Genomic DNA, 18739 nt, shown 5'->3' with positions numbered 1-18739 from the left:
TTCAATAGGCTGACCGTAACAACCCTATAAAGCAAATGCCGGATAACGAAGCTTACTTCATTATCCGGCATTAAATTCTTTATTGGATATTGCCAAGGCTTATTCGCCTGCGACTTCCCTGGCTAATTTGCGTTTTTCGACTACACCTGCTACCACTATACCAACTTCGTAAAGCACAAATAGCGGTATACTTACAACGGTCATGGTAAGCATATCGGGCGTTGGCGTAATTACTGCCGCGATGATAAGGATAATAACAATTGCATAACGACGGCCGCTACGCATATATTTTGGCGTTAAAATACCCAAGCTCGATAAAATATAAACCAAGATTGGCAGTTGGAAAACCGCACCGCTCGCCAGTGTCAAAGTAGCCACCGAAGAAATGTATGAATCAATAGAGAACCAATTCGTGATTTCGGGGCTGATGGTGTAGCTGGCAAGGAAGTTAACCGACATGGGGGTGATGATGTAATACCCGAACATGATACCGATAACGAAAAGTGTGGTAGCATAAAATACAAACCCTCCTGCTGCTTTGCGCTCTTTTTCGTGTAATGCCGGCTTAATAAAGCGCCATACCTCCCAAAGCAAATAAGGGAACCCTAATACCATGCCTATCATCAATGCTGAATTGATCTGTAACGTGAACTGGCCTGCCATCTCGTTATTCATCAATTTAACAGGTATTTCATGTACACAGAAGCCATCACGATGCAAAGCATCTCCCAACTTACAAAGCATCCGGTAGGTCCAGAAAGTTGGCTTTGCGGGGCCCATGATAATTTGGGAAAATATGAAATCGTAGTAGTAGAACGCAACGCCCATGAAGATACAAACTGCAATGGCAGACCTAACAAGGTGCCAGCGCAATTCTTCAAGGTGGTCAAAGAACGACATTTCGGCCTCCATGTTCTGGCCTTTTTCCTTAATTGCTTTTATTAATTTGTTATCGCTCATTTGCATGTATCCCCACCTTTAACGTGGGGATATTATTTACGTTGTATACTACTAAAAAGATTTTTTGAGCCTGTTAAAACTCAAAGGTTTCCATAAACTTGGTTGTAAAGTTACCCGCACGGAAGTTAGGATCTTTTAACAACTTTAAGTGGAATGGAATGGTAGTTTTAATACCTTCAATCACAAACTCGCTTAACGCACGCTCCATGGTTGATAGTGCTTCCTCACGGGTTTGTGCTACACAGATAACTTTCGCTATCATCGAATCGTAGTTTGGCGGAATCACATAACCACTGTAAACGTGGGTATCTATACGTACGCCATGGCCACCCGGCGAGTGGAAGTTTGTTATTTTACCCGGCGAAGGGCGGAAACCGTTTGCAGGGTCTTCGGCGTTAATGCGGCACTCAATAGCACACATTGTTGGCTCGTAGTTTTTACCAGAGATAGGGATACCAGCAGCAACTTTGATCTGCTCCTTTATAAGGTCAAAGTTGATAACCTCTTCGGTTACCGGGTGTTCTACCTGAATACGGGTGTTCATCTCCATGAAGTAGAAGTTGCGGTTCTTATCAACCAAAAATTCTACTGTACCTGCACCCTCATACTTAACGGCTTTGGCACCTTTTATGGCGGCCTCACCCATTTTTTTACGAAGTTTTTCGGTCATGAACGGAGATGGTGCCTCTTCAACCAGTTTCTGGTGACGGCGTTGTATCGAGCAATCACGTTCTGACAGGTGGCAAACTTTACCGTACTGGTCACCTACCACCTGTATCTCAATGTGGCGTGGGTCTTCTACGTACTTCTCAAGATAAAGGCCATCATTGCCGAATGCTGCGCCGGACTCAGCTCGTGCGCTGTCCCAGGCTGCTTCAAATTCTTCGTCTTTCCAAACTACGCGCATACCACGGCCACCACCACCGGCAGTAGCTTTAAGTATAACAGGATAACCTATTTTTTTAGCAATGCTGATACCTTGTTTAACATCAGTTAACAAACCTTCTGAACCAGGAATGGTTGGTACACCAGCCTTTTTCATGGTTTCTTTAGCAGATGATTTATCACCCATGGCATTGATCTGGTCGGCAGTTGCGCCGATAAACTTAATGCCGTACTCAGCACAAATAGCAGAGAATTTTGCATTCTCAGACAAGAAACCGTAACCCGGATGTATTGCATCGGCGTTGGTTAACTCTGCTGCTGAAATGATATTGGGGATATTTAGGTAAGAGTCGCGGCTTATTGGCGGGCCGATACATACAGCTTCATCAGCAAAACGCACATGAAGGCTGTCGCGATCAGCGGTTGAGTATACAGCTACGGTTTTAATGCCCATTTCCTTACAGGTGCGAATAATACGCAAGGCAATTTCACCACGGTTAGCTATTAATATTTTTTTAAACATGATTCTAATTTGAAAATTTGAAAATGTGTTTATTTGAAAATTCTTTGATCTTCAAAGTATAAGCAGTTGGTTTGAGGCTGACATTGTCAAATCTTCAAATCAACTAATTTTCAAATTTACTTAGGTTCAACTAAAAATAACGGCTGGTCGTATTCAACCGGAGAAGCATTCTCAACCAATACTTTAACAATACGGCCTGATACTTCAGATTCGATCTCGTTGAATAATTTCATCGCTTCGATGATACAAACTACTTTACCTGCGCTTATTTCGTCGCCAACGTTAGCAAAACTTGGTTTATCCGGCGATGATGAACGGTAGAAAGTACCGATCATCGGCGATTTAATGGTGATGTAATTGCCTGTATCCGCTGCTGCAGGCTCTTGTGCTTCAGTTGCTGCCGTTGCTGCAGGCAAACTTACAGGCTGTGGTGCAGGTGCCGCTGCCAACGGTGCCTGTACAGGTACTGTGGCATTTACATAAGTAGGTGCCTCGTTGGTTTTTATAGTGATTTTAAAATTTTCCTGCTCGATAGAAACTTCATTAACGCCTGATTTTGATACGAAGCGTATTAGATCCTGAATTTGTTTAATATCCATAGTAGCGATAATTGGTTTGGATAAAATTAGTTATTTAAATGTGCAATGTGCAAATATGCAGATGTGCAGGTGATTTTTACTTATTTATTGTTAACATGAAGTATTTCAAGATGTTTTGAAATGCAGTTTGCATCTTTCCACACCCAAAGCACTATGTTAGTACGCCCACTTTAAAAAGATAGAACCCCAGGTAAAGCCGCCACCAAAAGCCGCTAATATAAGGTTATCGCCTTTTTTAAATTTGCTTTCCCATTCCCACAGGCACAAAGGTATGGTACCATTGGTAGTGTTGCCGTAGCGTTCTATATTTACGATAACCTTTTCAGGTGTTAAACCTATACGGTTGGCGGTAGCATCAATAATACGCTTGTTGGCCTGGTGCGGCACCAGCCATGCAATATCATCACCGCTGAGGTTATTACGCTCCAGCACTTCGGCAGCAACATCAGCCATGTTGGTTACAGCAAATTTAAAAACTGCTTGCCCTTCCTGGTATGCATAATGTTCTTTAGCATCAACAGTTTGATGGGTAGCAGGATGTAAAGAGCCGCCTGCTTTCTGGAAAAGTAACTGAGCACCGGCACCATCACTTTTCATTACGGTGTCAATAATGCCATAACCTTCGGTATTAGGCTCAAGTAAGGCACAGCCACACCCATCTCCAAAAATGATACAGGTTGCCCTGTCCTGGTAATTGATGATAGATGACATTTTATCGCCGCCTACGATCAATACTTTTTTATGCTTGCCGCTCTCAATGAACTGGGCGCCGGTAGTTAAGCCAAATATAAAGCCTGAACATGCTGCCTGCAGATCATATCCCCATGCGTTTTTTGCACCTATTTTGTGGGCAAGTACATTGGCGGTTGCCGGGAAAGGCATATCAGGTGTGGTAGTACAAAATATGATCAGATCGATCTCTTCGGCAGATATGCCGCGTTTTTTCAGGAGGCCTTCAACGGCAGGTACTGCCATATCAGAAGTAGCAAGGCCTTCGCCTTTTAATATCCTTCGCTCCTTTATACCGGTACGGGTGGTTATCCACTCATCGTTGGTCTCCACCATCGTTTCCAGCTCGTGGTTGGTTAAAACGTAGTCTGGTACGTAACCGTTAACGGCGGTGATAGCAGCAGTAATTTTGCTCATTCTGTGATTTTTTACTGAAAAGCCAGTTTTATTTTGTCAACAAGATTGGTCTCGATCATGTTTTTAGAAAGGAGCACCATATTCTTGATAGCCTCGGGGCTTGAGATGCCGTGGCCAACAACAACAGGGGCGTTTACACCTAAGATAGGGCTGCCGCCGTATTGCTCATAATTAAAACGATCAAGAAATTCGTCTTTTAACTTCTTTTTAAGGGTAATAACGTAAAACGATTCTGCCAGTTTAAGGATCACGTTACCTGTAAAGCCATCGCATACAATAACATCATTATTATCGTTAAACAGGTCGCGGCCCTCTACGTTGCCCACAAAGTTAAATAATTTGGTATCCTTCATTAAAGGGTAGGTTGCAAGGCTTAATAAATTGCCTTTTTCCTCTTCTTCGCCTATATTCATAAGCGCTACACGAGGGTTTTGGATACCATAAACAGATTCGGCCAGCAGACTGCCCAAAACGCCAAACTGCAAAAGCGTATCAGGCTTGCAATCGGCATTGGCTCCTACATCTAAAATAATACCCAAACCTCCTTTAAGTTTGGGTACTATGGTAGTCATGGCCGGGCGTATAACGCCGGGTATATTTTTTACGCTGAACATACTGCCAACCAGCATAGCACCTGTATTCCCTGCCGATGAAAATGCATCAATAGCACCTTCTTTAAGCATCTGGAAACCTACGGCAATACTTGAGTTGGGTTTCTGTACAATCGCTTTAGTTGGGTGTTCGCCCATACCAATAACTTCGGTTGTATGTACAAACTCAAAGTTATCAGCACTAAAGTTATTTTCATTGAGAATAGCAAGGGCTGTATCCTTGTCGCCAATTAGCACAAGCTTTTGCCCGGCTGTTAATGTTTTACAAGCTTCGATGGCCCCTAAAACTGCCGCTTTAGGAGCGTAATCACCGCCCATAATGTCTAAGCCAATCTTCATTCTCAGAAAATTAAACTTAAACTGCTACTGCTTTCTCAATAAGGATTTTGCCGTTGAAGTAAACGTTACCATCAACAGTGTAAGCTCTGTGCGGCAAGTGTACTGCGCCGGTAGTTTGGCAAGTAGTTAATGAAGGAGCGTCAGCTTTGTAATGCGTTCTGCGTTTATCTCTTCTTGATTTTGAAATTTTGCGTTTTGGATGTGCCATAACCTTTTTGTATTATTTTAATTTTTTGAGCGCTTCCCATCTCGGGTCTGCGTTCTGTTCCTGTTCATCATTTACTGAAAGCTTGTTTAAGTTTTTCAGCATTTCCTCATCACATTGTTTGCCGTCGCCCTGGTTGCTGCAATTTGCAATAAACGGCATTGAAACGGTAACATATTCATATATCAACCCGGCAATGTTTATCTCATGATCATTTTTGCCAAGGGTAATAATTTCATCATCTTCGCCCATTTCGTCTTCAGTGAAGCGGGCAATTTGCTGCTCGTGTATATTAACCGGCTGCTGATACTCTGCCAAACACCTGTCGCAGGTGGCGGCAACCGTACCGGTTATGTCAAAATTAAGGATAAGCATAGTTTCCTGCTTATCAAGCTCTAATTTGCATACCAGGTTAGCCTTTTTTACAAGCGAATATTCAAACTCGCTGAAAAACTCGTCGTTTATCTCGTATTCAAAATAATGCTTGCCCAGCTTTAGGCCAGAGAACGGTATTGAATATGTGCGTAGCGATTTCAATGAGCAACAATTAGCCCGCAAATGTAGGTATTTTTATTAAAACAGGAAAGTGTTTTTTTAATAAGGCAAAGGGTTAAAGAGGAAAGGTAAAAGGTGGGCGAAAATAGTAGTCTATTGTCGTTTCGAATAAGCGACAGCGAGGGGAAATCTTCTACGTTATGCGCTTACTTGTTGTATGCAGAAGATTTCTCGTCGCCCCTGCACTCAATAAGCCTGCCCCCTCTGCTCTGTCGAAATGACAATAAGAGGCCTTGAAACAAAAACGCCCGCAGTAGGCGGGCGTTTCAATATATCTGTTTACTGCTAATTACTTAGCAACGTACATTACCTCTTTAACGGCTTTAACCAGGCGCTCTGGGTTTGGTAGGTATTCCTGGATAAGGGTTGGTGCGTACGGCAATGGTACGTCGCCACCGGTTAGGCGCAGGATAGGTGCATCTAAATAATCAAATGCATCTTTTTGTACCTTAAAGGCAACCTCAGTAGCTATTGAGCCTAATGGCCAGCTTTCTTCGATGATCACTAAACGGTTTGTTTTCTTAACCGATTCGATAACAGTAGCATAATCAATAGGGCGAACAGTACGTAAGTCTATCACTTCAGCATTGATGCCTTCTTTTTCCAATTCGGCAGCAGCAGCAATAACCACCTTCATGATCTTACCAAAGCCAACCAACGTTACATCTGTGCCTTCTTTAACAACTTTTGCTTTGCCTAATTCTATGTAGTAGGTTTCTTCAGGCACCTCGCCTTTATCACCGTACATTAATTCAGACTCCATAAAGATCACCGGATCCGGATCTAAGATAGATGACTTTAAAAGCCCTTTTGCATCATACGGGTTTGATGGAACCACAACTTTTAAGCCCGGGCAGTTAGCATACCAGTTTTCAAAACATTGGCTGTGCTGCGAGCTAAGCATACCTGCGTTACCGGTAGGGCCTCGGAATACAATTGGTACAGAGAACTGACCACCACTCATTGACATCATTTTAGCGGCGCCGTTGATGATCTGGTCAATAGCTACCAACGAGAAGTTGAACGTCATGAACTCGATGATAGGGCGTAGGCCATTCATGGCCGAACCGATACCGATACCTGCAAATCCTAACTCAGAGATAGGCGTATCAATGATACGTTTTGCACCAAATTCATCAAGCATACCCTGGCTTACTTTGTAGGCACCGTTGTATTCGGCAACCTCTTCGCCCATAAGGTAGATATTCTGATCGTTGCGCATTTCTTCCTGCATGGCTTCACGTAGCGCTTCTCTGAATTGTATTTCTCTCATTATATTATTAAAATGAAGTTTTTAGCGAGGCAAATATAAGCACTAATGTTAAATATGCAATCGGTATGTATGCATAATAAACCCGTTACATAAAGCTTACGCTTTTATGGCATTAGCAAAGTTTAAAACCAGCTCCGGGTCAGGAATGTTTTGGTCATACTCGCCTCTGCGGCTATAATAGCCTACCCCGGGATAATCGCCATTTGCATCGCCAATATCCAGCATTAGTTGAAAATGAAGATGCGGCGGCCAACTGCCGTTTTCAGAAGCATCACCGAAAGTTGCTATCAGCTGGTTCTTCTGGATCACCATACCTTCATGAAGGCCCTCAATACTTTCGCGACTTAAATGACCGTACAAGCTATATAGGGTAAAGCCGGTAAACTGATACTGCAGGATGATGGTTGGCCCATAATCGCCAAAATTGTTGTTATCTGCAAAGCTATGAACGGTGCCAGCAACAGGCGCATAAACCGGCGTGCCAGCCGGCCCCCAGATATCTACCCCCAGGTGCAGGCGGCGCGGTTCACCATCTGCATTAAAAAGCTGACTGCGATTATAAACCGAACGATGTTCCATGTAGCCACCAACTGCATAACGACAATTGTTAACGGCCAGGCGACCATCCACCCAGGCGCTAAAAGCAGCGGTATCTGCTAATAGCTCTGGTGTCAGTTCTGTATTTGAAATGGTAAGATCAAGCGGGTACAGTTTATCATGTACAGGATCCAGATCTACCAATTTCCCAAAAGCGTTAGGATTTGCCTTTATATAAGTTGCCAGCTTTTCGGTAGCAGTCATCAGCTTAGTTTTCGTCGGTATCAGGCTGGCGGTCTTCCTTGCTTATTTTATCGAATATCTTGTCCATACGCTCAACGTACTCATTGGTATCATCCACAAAAAACTCAAGCTGCGGGATAACCCTTACCTGGTCTTTAATGCGCGCGCCCAATTTATAACGTATCTCTGATGCGTGCGACTTTACGGTTGCCAGCGACTGCTGCGTATTGGTATGATTAAAAAAGCTGAGGAAAACACGTGCAATTGCCAGATCTGGCGTAACGCGTACTTTAGTGATGGTAACCAGTGTGTTTGGCAGGTAGTTCATGCCCTCGCGCTGAAATATTGCGGCCAGGTCTTCCTGAATTACCCCGGCAAATTTTTGCTGACGTTTAGATTCCATAGTATTGTAACGCCCTTTGGGCGATTGAGTTTTTAATTAATTGATAAGCCGGGTAATACCTAAAGCTATGATTTTATTTTAATAGTTACTGCTGGGATAACACCCTAATCCCTGTTGGTTAAAATAACTTGTGTTAACTGCCCGCAGATTTGACTCACCCCGACATCGCTCTCGCTTGTTGCCCCTCTCTTCGCTGCGCGGAAAGAGGGGATCGAATAAGCTTTCGACTTTGAACTTTTACAAGTCTTTCTTAAGCTCATCCAATTGCCTTACGCTTAAACGTGCGCTTATACCTGAAGCGATAACCGCTATACCTATCACGGTTAAAAAAACAAGGCCAAAATCGCTTAGTTTAAATGCTACCGGATAGGCATCCAACACAGACAGACTTGAGCCCATTTTGATCAGTTTGAAATACATCTGAGCCAAACAAACGATGGTACCAATAGCTAAGCCTGCAACGCACCCAATAAGCGATATCATCATCCCCTCTAAAAAGAAGATGCCTTGTATCAATGATTTATTGGCACCAAGGCTGGTTAAAATGGCAATGTCCTTTCGCTTATCTATCACCAGCATAGTCAACGAGCCTACAATGTTAAACAGCGCTATAATAAGCACAAAAACGAGGATCATGAATATTGACCAGCGCTCAAAATTGATGGTTTTGTACAAGCTGGTATTCTGCTCCTTCCTGTTTTTAACCGTGTAGTTCTTTTCAATTTTTTCAAGGATGCTTTCCTGCACTTCATCCAGATCGGTGCCCGGCTTAAAGTTAATGTCTAAAGAGGATACCCGGTTTGGTTCGTCAAGCAGGTCGCGGGTAAACTCGAGCGGTGTGATAACGATATCATCAAAATCAGCCTGTATGCCAAACACGCCCGAAGGTTGTATTGAACGGAACACAAAATCGTTCATGGGATTGGTTGAGTTGCCGGCAGTACGTTTTGGCGAAAAAACCTGCATGGGCGTAAACTGGTCTTTCAAACTTACACCAAGGGAACCTTGCACCGTTGCGCCGATGACGGCATAATCTGCACCCTTATCTTTAAGCGTAAATGAACCGAACTGTATAGTACTATCTAAATGGCGGCCTTTTAAAAAATCGTCGCTTACGCCTTTAACGGTACCTATGAAAGAACGATCGGCATATTTGATCAACGCGCGCTCCTGCAACACTTCGGTAAACGAAACAATGCGCGGGTCTTTTCTAAGCGCTTGAAAATATGGCTCGTCGGGATTAAAGGTCTTACCGAGGCGCGGTTCTATCTTAAGCTCGGGTGTAAAGTTGCTGTACAAACTCAGGATCACCTTTTCCAAACCGTTAAAGACTGACAAAATAATGATCAATGCCGCACTACCCACCAATACACCCAACATGGATATACCCGATATGATGTTAATGGCGTGTGTTTGTTTCTTAGAGAACAGGTAACGCTTAGCTATGTAAATGGAGGTGTTCAATGTGCTTGGATGATTGCCTTTATAACCTACAGATAGGGATTATGTTGTTTTTCGAAACCGATTGTTGTTTCGGGACCGTGGCCAGGATAAACGGTACAATCATCAGGCAGGGCGAAAAGTTTTTCTTCGATGCTTTTGATAAGTGTAGAATAGTTGCCACCCGGCAGATCGGTACGTCCGATACTTTGGCGGAATAGCACATCGCCCCCTATCAAAATATTATCTTTCTTATCGTAAAAACATAAGCTGGCAGGCGAATGGCCCGGTGCAAAGATCAGCTCTAACGTGGTATCCCCGAAGATTATGGTGCCGGTTTCCGGTAGAAAGGTATCAGGCAAAGGCGAAGCATCGTACCTGAAACCCATGGCCGGGGCATATGCCACTACAGCAGCAAGCGTTTCTGATTCCCCTTCATGAAATTGAGGTTTTAGTCCGTACTGCTCAAACACAAAGCGGTTGCCCAGTATATGGTCTACATGGCAGTGTGTATTCAGTAGCAATACCGGTTTAAGGTTATTATCCTTAATAAAATTTACAACGGCATCCTGCTCGGGCCGTGTATACATACCCGGATCGATGATAGCGCATTCGCCTGTTTCATCAAAAAGGATATAGGTATTCTCCTGGTAAGGATTATTAACAAAGGACTGAACTTTAGCCATGGGGCAAAGGTAGGGTATTGAGTTGAAAGGTAAAGGGTGAAAGCTAAAAGGCAAAAGGTTTTTGCGGGCGGGGATTACAAAACCCTTAACCTTTCGCCTCTTATCTTCTAACTTTCCTATTTCCACTTAAAACTCTTGATCATCACATCTACATCCTTTTTGATAAAAGTAAGAACAGGCTGTATCGAATCGAGGCGTGGCTCAGTATTGAAATATAGTGCGCCCCTGAGATAATGCTTGGTGCTATCAGTAAGGAAAAACTGGGCGGATGATGCTGCATTGCCGTCGATAGTGTAATATATGCCGTAAACTTTACGATCGGGGTAGTGGATAACGCCTTCGTCAATGGAAGTCGCTTTTACCGTATGCTTAAAGCTCAGTTTATGCGCGTCTTCTATCAGTTCATTGAATTCCTTTTTAGATGTTACCGGCTGATAGCTTAAGTGCAGTGTTGCATTAAATTGCGGGAACTGGATATTTTGCCAGCAGGGCTTAGCCCCGGGCGACTTGTCGGCCTCTATTTTACCATAAACAGGATATTGAAAGGTAAACGGACAACCCTGGTTATATTCCTGGTAGGCCTTTTTAGGAAACTCAATGCGGAAATATCCACGGGGCTTAGGCGAAAAGTCGTTACCACCGCAACCAACCGCTAAGAAAGCGAAGGTTAGCACCATCAGGAAACCTTTTATTTTATTTTGTTTGAATTCCATATTTCCCAGGCTTTTTCGGCTTGTAAAACCAACATTTCGTAACCATTTTTTATTGTTGCGCCGTGTTCTGCACCCTTCTTTAAAAATAAGGTTTCTGCAGGATTATATACCAGGTCAAACAATACATTTCTATGTGTAATTGCCTCGTACGGTATAGGAGGGCATTCATCAATATTGGGGTAGGTGCCCAAAGGCGTTGTGTTGATGATAAGCCTGTTTTCTTGAATGTGCTCGGCTGTTAATTCCTCAAACAAGATGCCGCCTTCAACGCGCTTACGCGTAACGGTGGTATAAGTAATGCCCCTGTTCTCCAATGAGCATTTAACCGCCCGCGCTGCGCCACCGTCACCAAGAATAAGGGCTTTATCGAAACTATCATTTATGAGTGGCCCTAAGGAAGTATCGAAGCCATATATGTCAGTATTATGGCCTTCAAGAAACAGGTCGTCATTATTAAATGCAACCTCGCCGGAGAAAGCGGTGGAAACCGGGCTCTGTGAAATTACCTTAATACAATTTACTGCGCCAACACGTTTGGCGTCGTGTTCAATCCAGTCCAGGTGTTTTAGTACAGATATTTTGTGAGGGATGGTAACATTTAAGCCACATAAATGTGGATGCTTATGTAACAGCTTTGGAAGGTTGTTAATATTTTCTAAAGGGTAAAGTTCGTACGTGCAATCTTCAATGCCCTCTTTCTCAAATTTTTCAGTAAAGTATTTTTTTGAGAACGAATGCGAAAGCGGGTAACCTATGAGGCCAAAATGTTTCATCGCCATAATATTAACACAAAAGATGCTGGAGGCATCAGCTGTGCGACAATATTAACGAATTAATTATTTTATACACTCAAATTTTACTACCAGTTCCCAGCGTTTAGGGTTTTCAACCAGCTTAAACATCGGGTCTGCAGAATCATTAAATTCACAACGGCGAATGTTCTGAAAACCGGCGTCGCGCAATTCTTTTTCGGTCGATTCCCAATCCCAAAGCCAAAGGTGCTCCAGGTAGCCGAACAGGTGTTTAGCAACTGCCTTAAAATTGCGCGGGCGTACCTCTACGCCCATCATCATCCTTTTTATCAGGCGAATAGATGCTTCAGGATCATGCTTAACGTCTTTGTCAGTGATGTAATCCCGCACCAAAACTTCCAGATCCGGCATAATTATGCGGAATATCCCGCCGGGCTTCAGCATTTTGTAGGTGTTGCGCAGCGCTATCCTGAAATGTTCTAAAGACATGTGCTCAAGCACATGCGAACAGTATACGCCATCAGCTGTACCGTCCTTAATGCCCGGCAAACCTTTAGTGATATCACCATACTTTACGTTTTTATCAAACACCTGGCCCAGGCTCTTCTTTAATAAAAATCCTAAAACGGGTGTGTTTTGAATTACCAGGGTAGGCGATACATCAAAGTTTTTCCATTCGGCAGGTGCGGTTTGGCCGCAGCCGTAATGCACGTAAAGTTTGTTATCAGACATTTGTTATCTTGTGGCGGTGTTTACGGGTTTAAAGGTAATCCAATTTAACTAACAAGCCTATTGTTTAAACGTGTATTTATCACTTTAAGTTACATAAGACACATCCATATATAACACTTAGCCGTATAAAGTAAAAATTTATTACACCCCATGCTTAACAACCGAAATATACTTTGCATTAGTGGTACCGAGTGGAATGGCAACTATATTAAGGCAGTTGTAGAATTAATGAAAGTGTTATCAGTTAACAACAAGGTGTTGTTTGTAGAGAATGCCTACACTTACAAGGATGCCCTGATGGGTGTAAACAACAAAGATAAGATAGACTTTAAACAGGTGTTGGGCTTAAAAAGCCGCATACGCACAGTACAAACAGAAGGAGATGGTACGGTGCACGTACTATTCCCGCCGCTGGTTTTTCCTGTAAGTTTTCTGTCTGACGGACCTTTGTACCGTCAGTTGCTAAAATTCAATGGTTGGTTGCTAAAACGAACCGTTAGAAAGGCGCTGAAAAAATTGGAGATGCAGGATGATCTGATTAACTTCACTTCATTTAACCCGGGCATGGGTGCCATGACAGGGAGAAAGTTCAAAGAGAAGTCGCTCATATACCATTGCTATGACGAGATCAAGGGTGCGCACTCCTGGTTAAGCCGGCATGGTTTGCGCCTTGAAGCCATATTCATGAAAATGGCTGATGCGGTAATTGTAACATCGCAAGGGCTTTACGAAAGCAAAAAAGACTTTGCCAAACAGTGCTTTATAGTGAAAAATGCCGTAAAGGTTGATCTGTTCAAGAAGGGTTTTACAGCAGAGCCAAACCGCTCAAAAACGGTGATAGGTTATGTTGGCACTGTTGACGACCGAAGCAACTATGATATATTAGAACATTTGTTCACCAACATGCCCGATGCAGAATTTGTATTTGTTGGCCGGATTTTGAGCGAGCGCGGGGTTAACATCTTAAAAAAATATCCCAACGTTAAAATAGAGGGTGCCAAACGGCCCGAGGAATTACCTGCCTACCTGCAAACCTTTAGCGCAGGCATTATTCCATTTGTGAAGGATGATCTTACTAAGGGCATTTATCCCATGAAGATAAACGAATATTTGGCAGCAGGGTTGCCTGTAGTGAGCACCAATTTTGGCGACATAAGCGATTTTGCCAGCCTGGTTAAGATTACCGATGATAAGCAGGATTTTTTAGAAGCCTTACTGGCCGAAATTGGCAATGACAATGCTGAAAAGCGCACCGCTCGTTTAAAAACTGCCGAAGGCAACACCTGGAACAAACGTGCCGAAGAATTGTCTGATGTTATTGAACGCGTTGAGGCCGGCTTAAAACGTTAAAGATTTTCGCCCCGTTCAAAAAAATGCGTTATTTACCTTTTCTATGAACCCGTACGAACAGAAACGCCGCTGGAAATATTTTTTGCTTGCCTTTGCCGTAGTTATTGCCAGCGGCTCGGTGTTTTATACCAGTTATCTGGTAAAAAAGATCTCTCAAAGCGAGCGTACCCGTGCACAGGTATGGGCGTTAAGTATGAAACAGCTCGCCAATACTTATGATAACGACTTCTTAACGTACGTTTTGGCTGTGCGGGATAGCCTTGTAGTACCAGCAATTGTAACAGATACCAAGGGCGGTATCAAATTCGTGCGCGGTTTAGACTCAACCAAAACCTATATTAAAATGGATGCGCAAGAGGCAAAACTTGCGCACAAATGGTATGACCCGCAATATTTTAAGGATGAGCTGGAGTATATGAAAAGCCAGCATGAGCCGTTCAAAATAACCATGCTGAACGAGCCATACCTCGTTTATTACAAAGACTCGGCATTATTAACCCAGTTAAAGATCTTCCCCTATATACAGTTATCTGTTATTGCTATATTCTTGTTAGTGGCCTATACGGCATTCAGTTCTTCAAGAAAGTCGGAGCAGAATCAGGTTTGGGTAGGGCTTGCGAAAGAAACGGCGCACCAGTTAGGCACGCCAATATCTTCGCTGATGGCCTGGATAGAGTTGATCAAAGAGAAATTTAATGCGGAGACCGACCCGCTGATGGCAGAGATGGAAAACGATGTGAAGCGGCTGGAGATAGTTGCCGATCGTTTTTCTAAGATAGGCTCAAAACCACAATTAGAGGAGCATTCGGTTTATGCGGTTGTTAAAGAGTTTGTTGATTATTTTAAAGTGAGAGTAAGTTCCCGTATCACTTTTGAAATGACGGGTAACCGCAGGTTAATAGCCGGTTTAAACATACCGTTATTTGATTGGGTGTTAGAGAACCTGCTAAAAAATGCCGTAAATGCCATTGAGGGGCCAGGCACTATTCGCGTGCAGATCACGGGAAATAAGCAAAAGAAATTAATTTTTATCGATATAAGCGACAGTGGAAAAGGTATACCGCGGTCAAAATTTGATACCGTTTTCCAGCCGGGTTATACTACACGTAAACGGGGGTGGGGGCTTGGTTTGTCACTAACCAAACGGATCATACAAAATTACCACAACGGGCAAATATTTGTGAAAGAGTCTGAAGTGGGCAAGGGAACAACTTTCAGGATAGTACTAAAAACCATGAAATATGATAAAGAGGCCAAACTCTGATGACTACGCGCCATATGCGGCCAACTATGTAATCCTTGTTCCGGAAGGAACGGATGTGCTGGCCCTACTTGCGGAAAATCAACAGGCATCATACAGCCTTTTCAGCGGCCTTTCTGAAGAACAGGCTATGTTTGCTTACGCAGAGGGTAAATGGACTTTAAAAGAAGTGCTCGGCCATATGATAGATACGGAGCGTGTATTCTCTTTCAGGGCATTTGTATTTTCACGGGAAGATATCTCCCTGCCGGGATTTGACCAGGAAACTTATGTTGCCAGTACGGATTTCAATAGCCGCACGATAGTAGACCTGGCTAAGGAATTTAAAGCTGTTCGTGAGGCTACTTTATATCTTTACCGCTCTTTTAGTGAAGAGCAATTAGGCAGATCAGGAGTGGCCAGCGGTGCGCTTGTGAAAGTTGCTGCGCTTGTTTACATGACCGCCGGTCACGAGCTTTATCATCTTAATTTAATACAGGAAAAATACCTGCAATAAAAAAAGCGCCGATAAGGCGCTTTTTTATTTGTTTAAAGCCTTTTACTCTTTGTCCCGGTTGTTATAAAGCTCTTTTTTCTCGATAACATAAGAGAGCACTAAGCCAAAACCTCCGAAAATGGCAATCAAGCCAAAATAAATGGCTTCGTTCTCATCTCTGGTTGCTTTAAATGCTGTGTAATCTAACAAATAAGCTATAAACAACCCTAAACCTGCACCTATTAGTAATAATCCCCATTTAAGGTTCTGCCATGGGGCTGGTTGCGGTTTGTAACTGCGTGGGTCCATGCCACGCTCAATCATCGCCATGCGTTCACGGTTTTTGATGTATACAATTCCAAAAATCATGGCAAACAGGCCCAGCGGCACTAAGATCGGTATTAATAATTCTCCAGGCATAATATTAATTTTTAAGTTATTTCTGTAATGTGATACACCACCGTGGTGTATTTGTATGCTATGACCACATAATTTTTAAGCAGGTTACACCCGGCATAAAAATATTTTCGGAAGAATCTTTATGTGTTTTCTTAGCAGTAAGTGACGGGTGGTGAATAAGCCAAGAAGAGTTTATAAACAATACAATATCAGAAGCTCTTGCAATATGGCCAAAAGATAAGCAATCGCGCTACCTTATGCTTTGCTCATTATTATGTGATACTGTTTTATTAATAAAGTAAATTAGCGTGTAACCTGGTCCAGAAAAGTGTAGTCAGAGATGGTGTAATATGCAAAGCAAGCTTTCTGATATAGAACTGATACAACAAACTATCAATGGCAACCAATCGGCCTATGCTGATCTGGTTAAGCGCCACCAACGGTTTGTATTTACGCTTGCCTTGCGTTTTACAAAAAGCCGCGAAGATGCAGAAGAAGTGGCGCAGGATTGTTTTGTTAAAGCATATCGGTCGTTAAATTCATTTCAGCAGCAATCTAAATTTAGCACGTGGTTGTACACCATTGTTTATACCACTGCTATGACCTTTCTACGAAAGAAACGGGTGGACACGTCTTCAATTGATGATGAGCAAACGTTTTTACAATTAGAGAATAAGCCAGGCGGCTTTGATGAGAATAACGCGGAAAACAGGTCGCGGTCTTTTTATTTGAACCAGGCTATTGAGCAATTACTGCCCGATGATGCAGCAATAATCACCATGTTTTACAAGGGCGAACAATCGCTTGATGAGATTGCACAGGTGATGGGTATTGAGGCGAACACCGTGAAGGTTAAACTTTTTAGGGCGCGCCAGCGTTTGAAAGAAAAGCTGGAGCGCAATTTAAAACACGAAGTTAAAGAACTGATATGAACAGCATTGAAGAAAAACTTTGGAACTATATTGATGGCAGCTGCCCGCCGCAAGAACAGCAGGCCATTGAGAAACTGATTGCGACAGATGAAATCTATCGTAGAAAGTACGATGAATTGCTGCAGCTAAATAACGAGTTTATGTTGGCAGAAGTTGACGAGCCGCCAATGGCTTTTACTTACAATGTAATGGAGGCTATAAGAACCGAAAAAGCGATGCAGCCATTAAAGGCTCGTATCGATGGTCGCATAATCTGGGGGATAGCTGCTTTCTTTATTATAACTGTGGTGGCGATGCTTGCCTATACGTTAGGCACAGTAAATTGGTCATCAGGGGCATCTGTGGTTAAACAAGTTGAGCTGCCGGTACAGTTAAATGCAAATAAGCTGAACGGGATATTCACCGGCCCGATAGGAAAGGGATTTTTGTTTTTTGATATGGTAATGGGATTGTTCTTTATTGATTACTATTTGCGACGCCGCAATATGACAAAACCGCAATGATTGTCACACTTTGGGTACAAAATTTCTGATATTACTTAAAAGCTTACGCCAGGTGGCTATAATCGTAATAGCTGAAAGTGCTTGTTAGTGTCTACAAGACACATTTGGATACAAATGCTAAACTTTGGTACAGTCTTTGTTAAATACTAAGCATACCGGTAAACTTACCGGTTAATTGTGATAAGGTTTAGGTTGAAAGTCCTCCGGAGCAAGTCTGGAGGGCTTTTATTTTTTTAGCCCTTTTTCATAACTGTCAATTAAACCTTTTCATTAAAAAATCATCTTTCAATTATTACCTTAGTGGTAAAATACAATAATGAGAAAAGCCAAACTATATCTTTTTGCTGCGTTTTTAACGTGTGCAAGCCTAAATTTATTTGCGCAACAGCAGGAACCGCGCATCCCGGAAGCAAGTTCTACTCAAACCATTATACAGGATTTTGGATTAGGGAAAATTACAGTAACCTATTCGCGACCAAATGTAAAAGGCCGCAAAATATTTGGTGGCATTAACCCATACGGACAAGTTTGGCGCACAGGTGCCAATGCCGCCACAACTATCAATTTTACTGAAAATGTGATGTTAGAAGGCCATAAAGTGGCTGCAGGCACCTATGCTTTGTTTAGTATACCTGAAAAAGATAAGTGGACCATTATCCTTAATAAAACGGTAAAACAGTGGGGTGCTTACGATTATAAACAGGCTGATGATTACCTGCGTTTTACGGTTAAGCCTATCAATGTAAAGGAGAAACGCGAGACCTTTACCATCGCCTTTGCTAACTCTACCACAAAAAGTACAGATATGTACATTATTTGGGACCATACCGCAGTGCCTATCAGTATGCAAACTGATGACGATGCCCAGATAACTGCCAACATCGAAAAACTGATGCAGGGCGAGATCAGGAAGCGCCCTTATTTCAACGCGATACAGTATTACTACGAAAACGATAAGGATCTAAAAAAAGCAATGCAATGGGCTATTGAAGCCGAGAAGCTTGAGCCAAAAGCACCATGGTTCAAATTATGGAAAGCTCGTATACAGCTAAAGATGGGTGATAGGGCAGCTGCCATAGCAACCGCGCAAGAAGGTATCAAACTTGCAAAAGCAAGCAACGATGATGAATACGTTAGATTGAACGAAGCAGTTATTGATCAGGCTAAAAATTAATAGTGATGCAAACAGTAGTGCTCCGATAATCGGCAAATAATAG

At 42.8% G+C, this 18739-nt stretch carries 22 protein-coding genes; 6 read left to right on the top strand and 16 right to left on the bottom strand.

Annotated elements, in window-relative coordinates; translation table 11 throughout:
* Positions 1-99: 99 nt before the first annotated feature.
* From tatC to FPZ42_RS04115, 15 genes are all read right to left on the bottom strand, one after another.
* Positions 100-960, bottom strand: coding sequence for a twin-arginine translocase subunit TatC (tatC, locus tag FPZ42_RS04185; RefSeq protein ID WP_146269218.1), 861 nt, complete (start codon positions 958-960; stop codon positions 100-102).
* 73 nt (positions 961-1033) lie between these two features.
* A complete protein-coding gene (gene accC, locus FPZ42_RS04180; protein WP_146269217.1) occupies positions 1034-2368 on the bottom strand; it encodes an acetyl-CoA carboxylase biotin carboxylase subunit in 1335 nt (444 codons plus the stop codon).
* Positions 2369-2484: 116 nt separating this feature from the next.
* Positions 2485-2967, bottom strand: a complete 483-nt coding sequence (accB, locus tag FPZ42_RS04175) for an acetyl-CoA carboxylase biotin carboxyl carrier protein (RefSeq protein WP_146269216.1) — start codon at positions 2965-2967, stop codon at positions 2485-2487.
* Between the two features lie 156 nt (positions 2968-3123).
* Positions 3124-4113 (bottom strand): beta-ketoacyl-ACP synthase III, encoded by a 990-nt coding sequence (locus FPZ42_RS04170; protein WP_146269215.1) that lies wholly within the window; start codon positions 4111-4113, stop codon positions 3124-3126.
* Positions 4114-4124: 11 nt separating this feature from the next.
* Positions 4125-5063, bottom strand: a complete 939-nt coding sequence (plsX, locus tag FPZ42_RS04165; protein ID WP_146269214.1) for a phosphate acyltransferase PlsX — start codon at positions 5061-5063, stop codon at positions 4125-4127.
* A 16-nt stretch (positions 5064-5079) separates the two neighbouring features.
* Entirely contained in the window at positions 5080-5271 is a 192-nt protein-coding gene (gene rpmF, locus FPZ42_RS04160) for a 50S ribosomal protein L32 (RefSeq protein WP_146269213.1), read from the bottom strand.
* 12 nt (positions 5272-5283) lie between these two features.
* Positions 5284-5805, bottom strand: a complete 522-nt coding sequence (locus tag FPZ42_RS04155) for a YceD family protein (RefSeq protein WP_146269212.1) — start codon at positions 5803-5805, stop codon at positions 5284-5286.
* Positions 5806-6112: 307 nt separating this feature from the next.
* Entirely contained in the window at positions 6113-7096 is a 984-nt protein-coding gene (locus FPZ42_RS04150; protein WP_146269211.1) for a pyruvate dehydrogenase complex E1 component subunit beta, read from the bottom strand.
* 96 nt (positions 7097-7192) lie between these two features.
* Complete coding sequence (locus FPZ42_RS04145) at positions 7193-7897, bottom strand: peptidoglycan DD-metalloendopeptidase family protein (protein WP_146269210.1); 705 nt, start codon at positions 7895-7897, stop codon at positions 7193-7195.
* Positions 7898-7901: 4 nt separating this feature from the next.
* On the bottom strand, positions 7902-8279 hold the full coding sequence (gene rbfA, locus FPZ42_RS04140; protein ID WP_117391900.1) for a 30S ribosome-binding factor RbfA: 378 nt from the start codon (positions 8277-8279) through the stop codon (positions 7902-7904).
* A 237-nt stretch (positions 8280-8516) separates the two neighbouring features.
* Positions 8517-9743, bottom strand: a complete 1227-nt coding sequence (locus FPZ42_RS04135; RefSeq protein WP_146269209.1) for an FtsX-like permease family protein — start codon at positions 9741-9743, stop codon at positions 8517-8519.
* A gap of 26 nt (positions 9744-9769) precedes the next feature.
* A complete protein-coding gene (locus FPZ42_RS04130) occupies positions 9770-10405 on the bottom strand; it encodes an MBL fold metallo-hydrolase (RefSeq protein ID WP_146269208.1) in 636 nt (211 codons plus the stop codon).
* Positions 10406-10521: 116 nt separating this feature from the next.
* A complete protein-coding gene (gene gldD, locus FPZ42_RS04125) occupies positions 10522-11118 on the bottom strand; it encodes a gliding motility lipoprotein GldD (RefSeq protein WP_146269207.1) in 597 nt (198 codons plus the stop codon).
* Complete coding sequence (locus FPZ42_RS04120) at positions 11094-11891, bottom strand: shikimate dehydrogenase family protein (protein WP_146269206.1); 798 nt, start codon at positions 11889-11891, stop codon at positions 11094-11096. Before FPZ42_RS04120 ends, gldD begins: the two co-directional genes overlap by 25 nt.
* A 63-nt stretch (positions 11892-11954) precedes the next feature.
* Positions 11955-12602 (bottom strand): class I SAM-dependent methyltransferase, encoded by a 648-nt coding sequence (locus FPZ42_RS04115; protein WP_146269205.1) that lies wholly within the window; start codon positions 12600-12602, stop codon positions 11955-11957.
* A gap of 150 nt (positions 12603-12752) precedes the next feature.
* On the opposite strand from FPZ42_RS04115, the gene FPZ42_RS04110 reads away from it, so the two are divergent.
* The 3 genes from FPZ42_RS04110 to FPZ42_RS04100 are packed head-to-tail and all read left to right on the top strand — an operon-like array spanning position 12753 to position 15709.
* Positions 12753-13952 carry a glycosyltransferase gene (locus FPZ42_RS04110; RefSeq protein ID WP_146269204.1) on the top strand — a complete coding sequence of 400 codons (1200 nt, stop codon included), beginning with the start codon at positions 12753-12755 and terminating at the stop codon, positions 13950-13952.
* A 43-nt stretch (positions 13953-13995) separates the two neighbouring features.
* Positions 13996-15216 carry a sensor histidine kinase gene (locus FPZ42_RS04105; protein WP_146269203.1) on the top strand — a complete coding sequence of 407 codons (1221 nt, stop codon included), beginning with the start codon at positions 13996-13998 and terminating at the stop codon, positions 15214-15216.
* A complete protein-coding gene (locus FPZ42_RS04100; RefSeq protein WP_146269202.1) occupies positions 15194-15709 on the top strand; it encodes a DinB family protein in 516 nt (171 codons plus the stop codon). The genes FPZ42_RS04105 and FPZ42_RS04100 overlap by 23 nt, the downstream gene beginning before the upstream one ends.
* Before the next feature lie 42 nt (positions 15710-15751).
* Here FPZ42_RS04100 and FPZ42_RS04095 read toward each other — a convergent pair whose 3' ends face one another.
* A complete protein-coding gene (locus FPZ42_RS04095; RefSeq protein WP_261382217.1) occupies positions 15752-16108 on the bottom strand; it encodes a DUF6249 domain-containing protein in 357 nt (118 codons plus the stop codon).
* 329 nt (positions 16109-16437) lie between these two features.
* On the opposite strand from FPZ42_RS04095, the gene FPZ42_RS04090 reads away from it, so the two are divergent.
* The 3 genes from FPZ42_RS04090 (at position 16438) to FPZ42_RS04080 (ending at position 18696) form a co-directional block, all read left to right on the top strand.
* Positions 16438-17019, top strand: a complete 582-nt coding sequence (locus FPZ42_RS04090) for an RNA polymerase sigma factor (RefSeq protein WP_146269201.1) — start codon at positions 16438-16440, stop codon at positions 17017-17019.
* Positions 17016-17522, top strand: a complete 507-nt coding sequence (locus tag FPZ42_RS04085) for a hypothetical protein (RefSeq protein WP_146269200.1) — start codon at positions 17016-17018, stop codon at positions 17520-17522. Before FPZ42_RS04090 ends, FPZ42_RS04085 begins: the two co-directional genes overlap by 4 nt.
* A 316-nt stretch (positions 17523-17838) precedes the next feature.
* Positions 17839-18696, top strand: a complete 858-nt coding sequence (locus FPZ42_RS04080; RefSeq protein ID WP_146269199.1) for a DUF2911 domain-containing protein — start codon at positions 17839-17841, stop codon at positions 18694-18696.
* Positions 18697-18739 lie beyond the last annotated feature (43 nt).

The sequence above is a fragment of the Mucilaginibacter achroorhodeus genome (genome assembly GCF_007846095.1).
GTDB classification, from domain to species: Bacteria; Bacteroidota; Bacteroidia; order Sphingobacteriales; family Sphingobacteriaceae; genus Mucilaginibacter; species Mucilaginibacter achroorhodeus.
The sequence above is the reverse complement of the archived record's forward strand: the minus strand, read 5'-3'. Positions and strand labels throughout refer to the sequence as shown.

What these genes read in the sequence shown, in the direction of transcription:
- tatC (WP_146269218.1), bottom strand. Translation starts at nt 960, where the DNA reads ATGAGCGATAACAAATTAATAAAAGCAATTAAGGAAAAAGGCCAGAAC.
- accC (WP_146269217.1), bottom strand. Translation starts at nt 2,368, where the DNA reads ATGTTTAAAAAAATATTAATAGCTAACCGTGGTGAAATTGCCTTGCGT.
- accB (WP_146269216.1), bottom strand. Translation starts at nt 2,967, where the DNA reads ATGGATATTAAACAAATTCAGGATCTAATACGCTTCGTATCAAAATCA.
- FPZ42_RS04170 (WP_146269215.1), bottom strand. Translation starts at nt 4,113, where the DNA reads ATGAGCAAAATTACTGCTGCTATCACCGCCGTTAACGGTTACGTACCA.
- plsX (WP_146269214.1), bottom strand. Translation starts at nt 5,063, where the DNA reads ATGAAGATTGGCTTAGACATTATGGGCGGTGATTACGCTCCTAAAGCG.
- rpmF (WP_146269213.1), bottom strand. Translation starts at nt 5,271, where the DNA reads ATGGCACATCCAAAACGCAAAATTTCAAAATCAAGAAGAGATAAACGC.
- FPZ42_RS04150 (WP_146269211.1), bottom strand. Translation starts at nt 7,096, where the DNA reads ATGAGAGAAATACAATTCAGAGAAGCGCTACGTGAAGCCATGCAGGAA.
- FPZ42_RS04145 (WP_146269210.1), bottom strand. Translation starts at nt 7,897, where the DNA reads ATGACTGCTACCGAAAAGCTGGCAACTTATATAAAGGCAAATCCTAAC.
- rbfA (WP_117391900.1), bottom strand. Translation starts at nt 8,279, where the DNA reads ATGGAATCTAAACGTCAGCAAAAATTTGCCGGGGTAATTCAGGAAGAC.
- FPZ42_RS04130 (WP_146269208.1), bottom strand. Translation starts at nt 10,405, where the DNA reads ATGGCTAAAGTTCAGTCCTTTGTTAATAATCCTTACCAGGAGAATACC.
- gldD (WP_146269207.1), bottom strand. Translation starts at nt 11,118, where the DNA reads ATGGAATTCAAACAAAATAAAATAAAAGGTTTCCTGATGGTGCTAACC.
- FPZ42_RS04120 (WP_146269206.1), bottom strand. Translation starts at nt 11,891, where the DNA reads ATGAAACATTTTGGCCTCATAGGTTACCCGCTTTCGCATTCGTTCTCA.
- FPZ42_RS04115 (WP_146269205.1), bottom strand. Translation starts at nt 12,602, where the DNA reads ATGTCTGATAACAAACTTTACGTGCATTACGGCTGCGGCCAAACCGCA.
- FPZ42_RS04110 (WP_146269204.1), top strand. Translation starts at nt 12,753, where the DNA reads ATGCTTAACAACCGAAATATACTTTGCATTAGTGGTACCGAGTGGAAT.
- FPZ42_RS04105 (WP_146269203.1), top strand. Translation starts at nt 13,996, where the DNA reads ATGAACCCGTACGAACAGAAACGCCGCTGGAAATATTTTTTGCTTGCC.
- FPZ42_RS04100 (WP_146269202.1), top strand. Translation starts at nt 15,194, where the DNA reads ATGATAAAGAGGCCAAACTCTGATGACTACGCGCCATATGCGGCCAAC.
- FPZ42_RS04095 (WP_261382217.1), bottom strand. Translation starts at nt 16,108, where the DNA reads ATGCCTGGAGAATTATTAATACCGATCTTAGTGCCGCTGGGCCTGTTT.
- FPZ42_RS04090 (WP_146269201.1), top strand. Translation starts at nt 16,438, where the DNA reads ATGCAAAGCAAGCTTTCTGATATAGAACTGATACAACAAACTATCAAT.
- FPZ42_RS04085 (WP_146269200.1), top strand. Translation starts at nt 17,016, where the DNA reads ATGAACAGCATTGAAGAAAAACTTTGGAACTATATTGATGGCAGCTGC.
- FPZ42_RS04080 (WP_146269199.1), top strand. Translation starts at nt 17,839, where the DNA reads ATGAGAAAAGCCAAACTATATCTTTTTGCTGCGTTTTTAACGTGTGCA.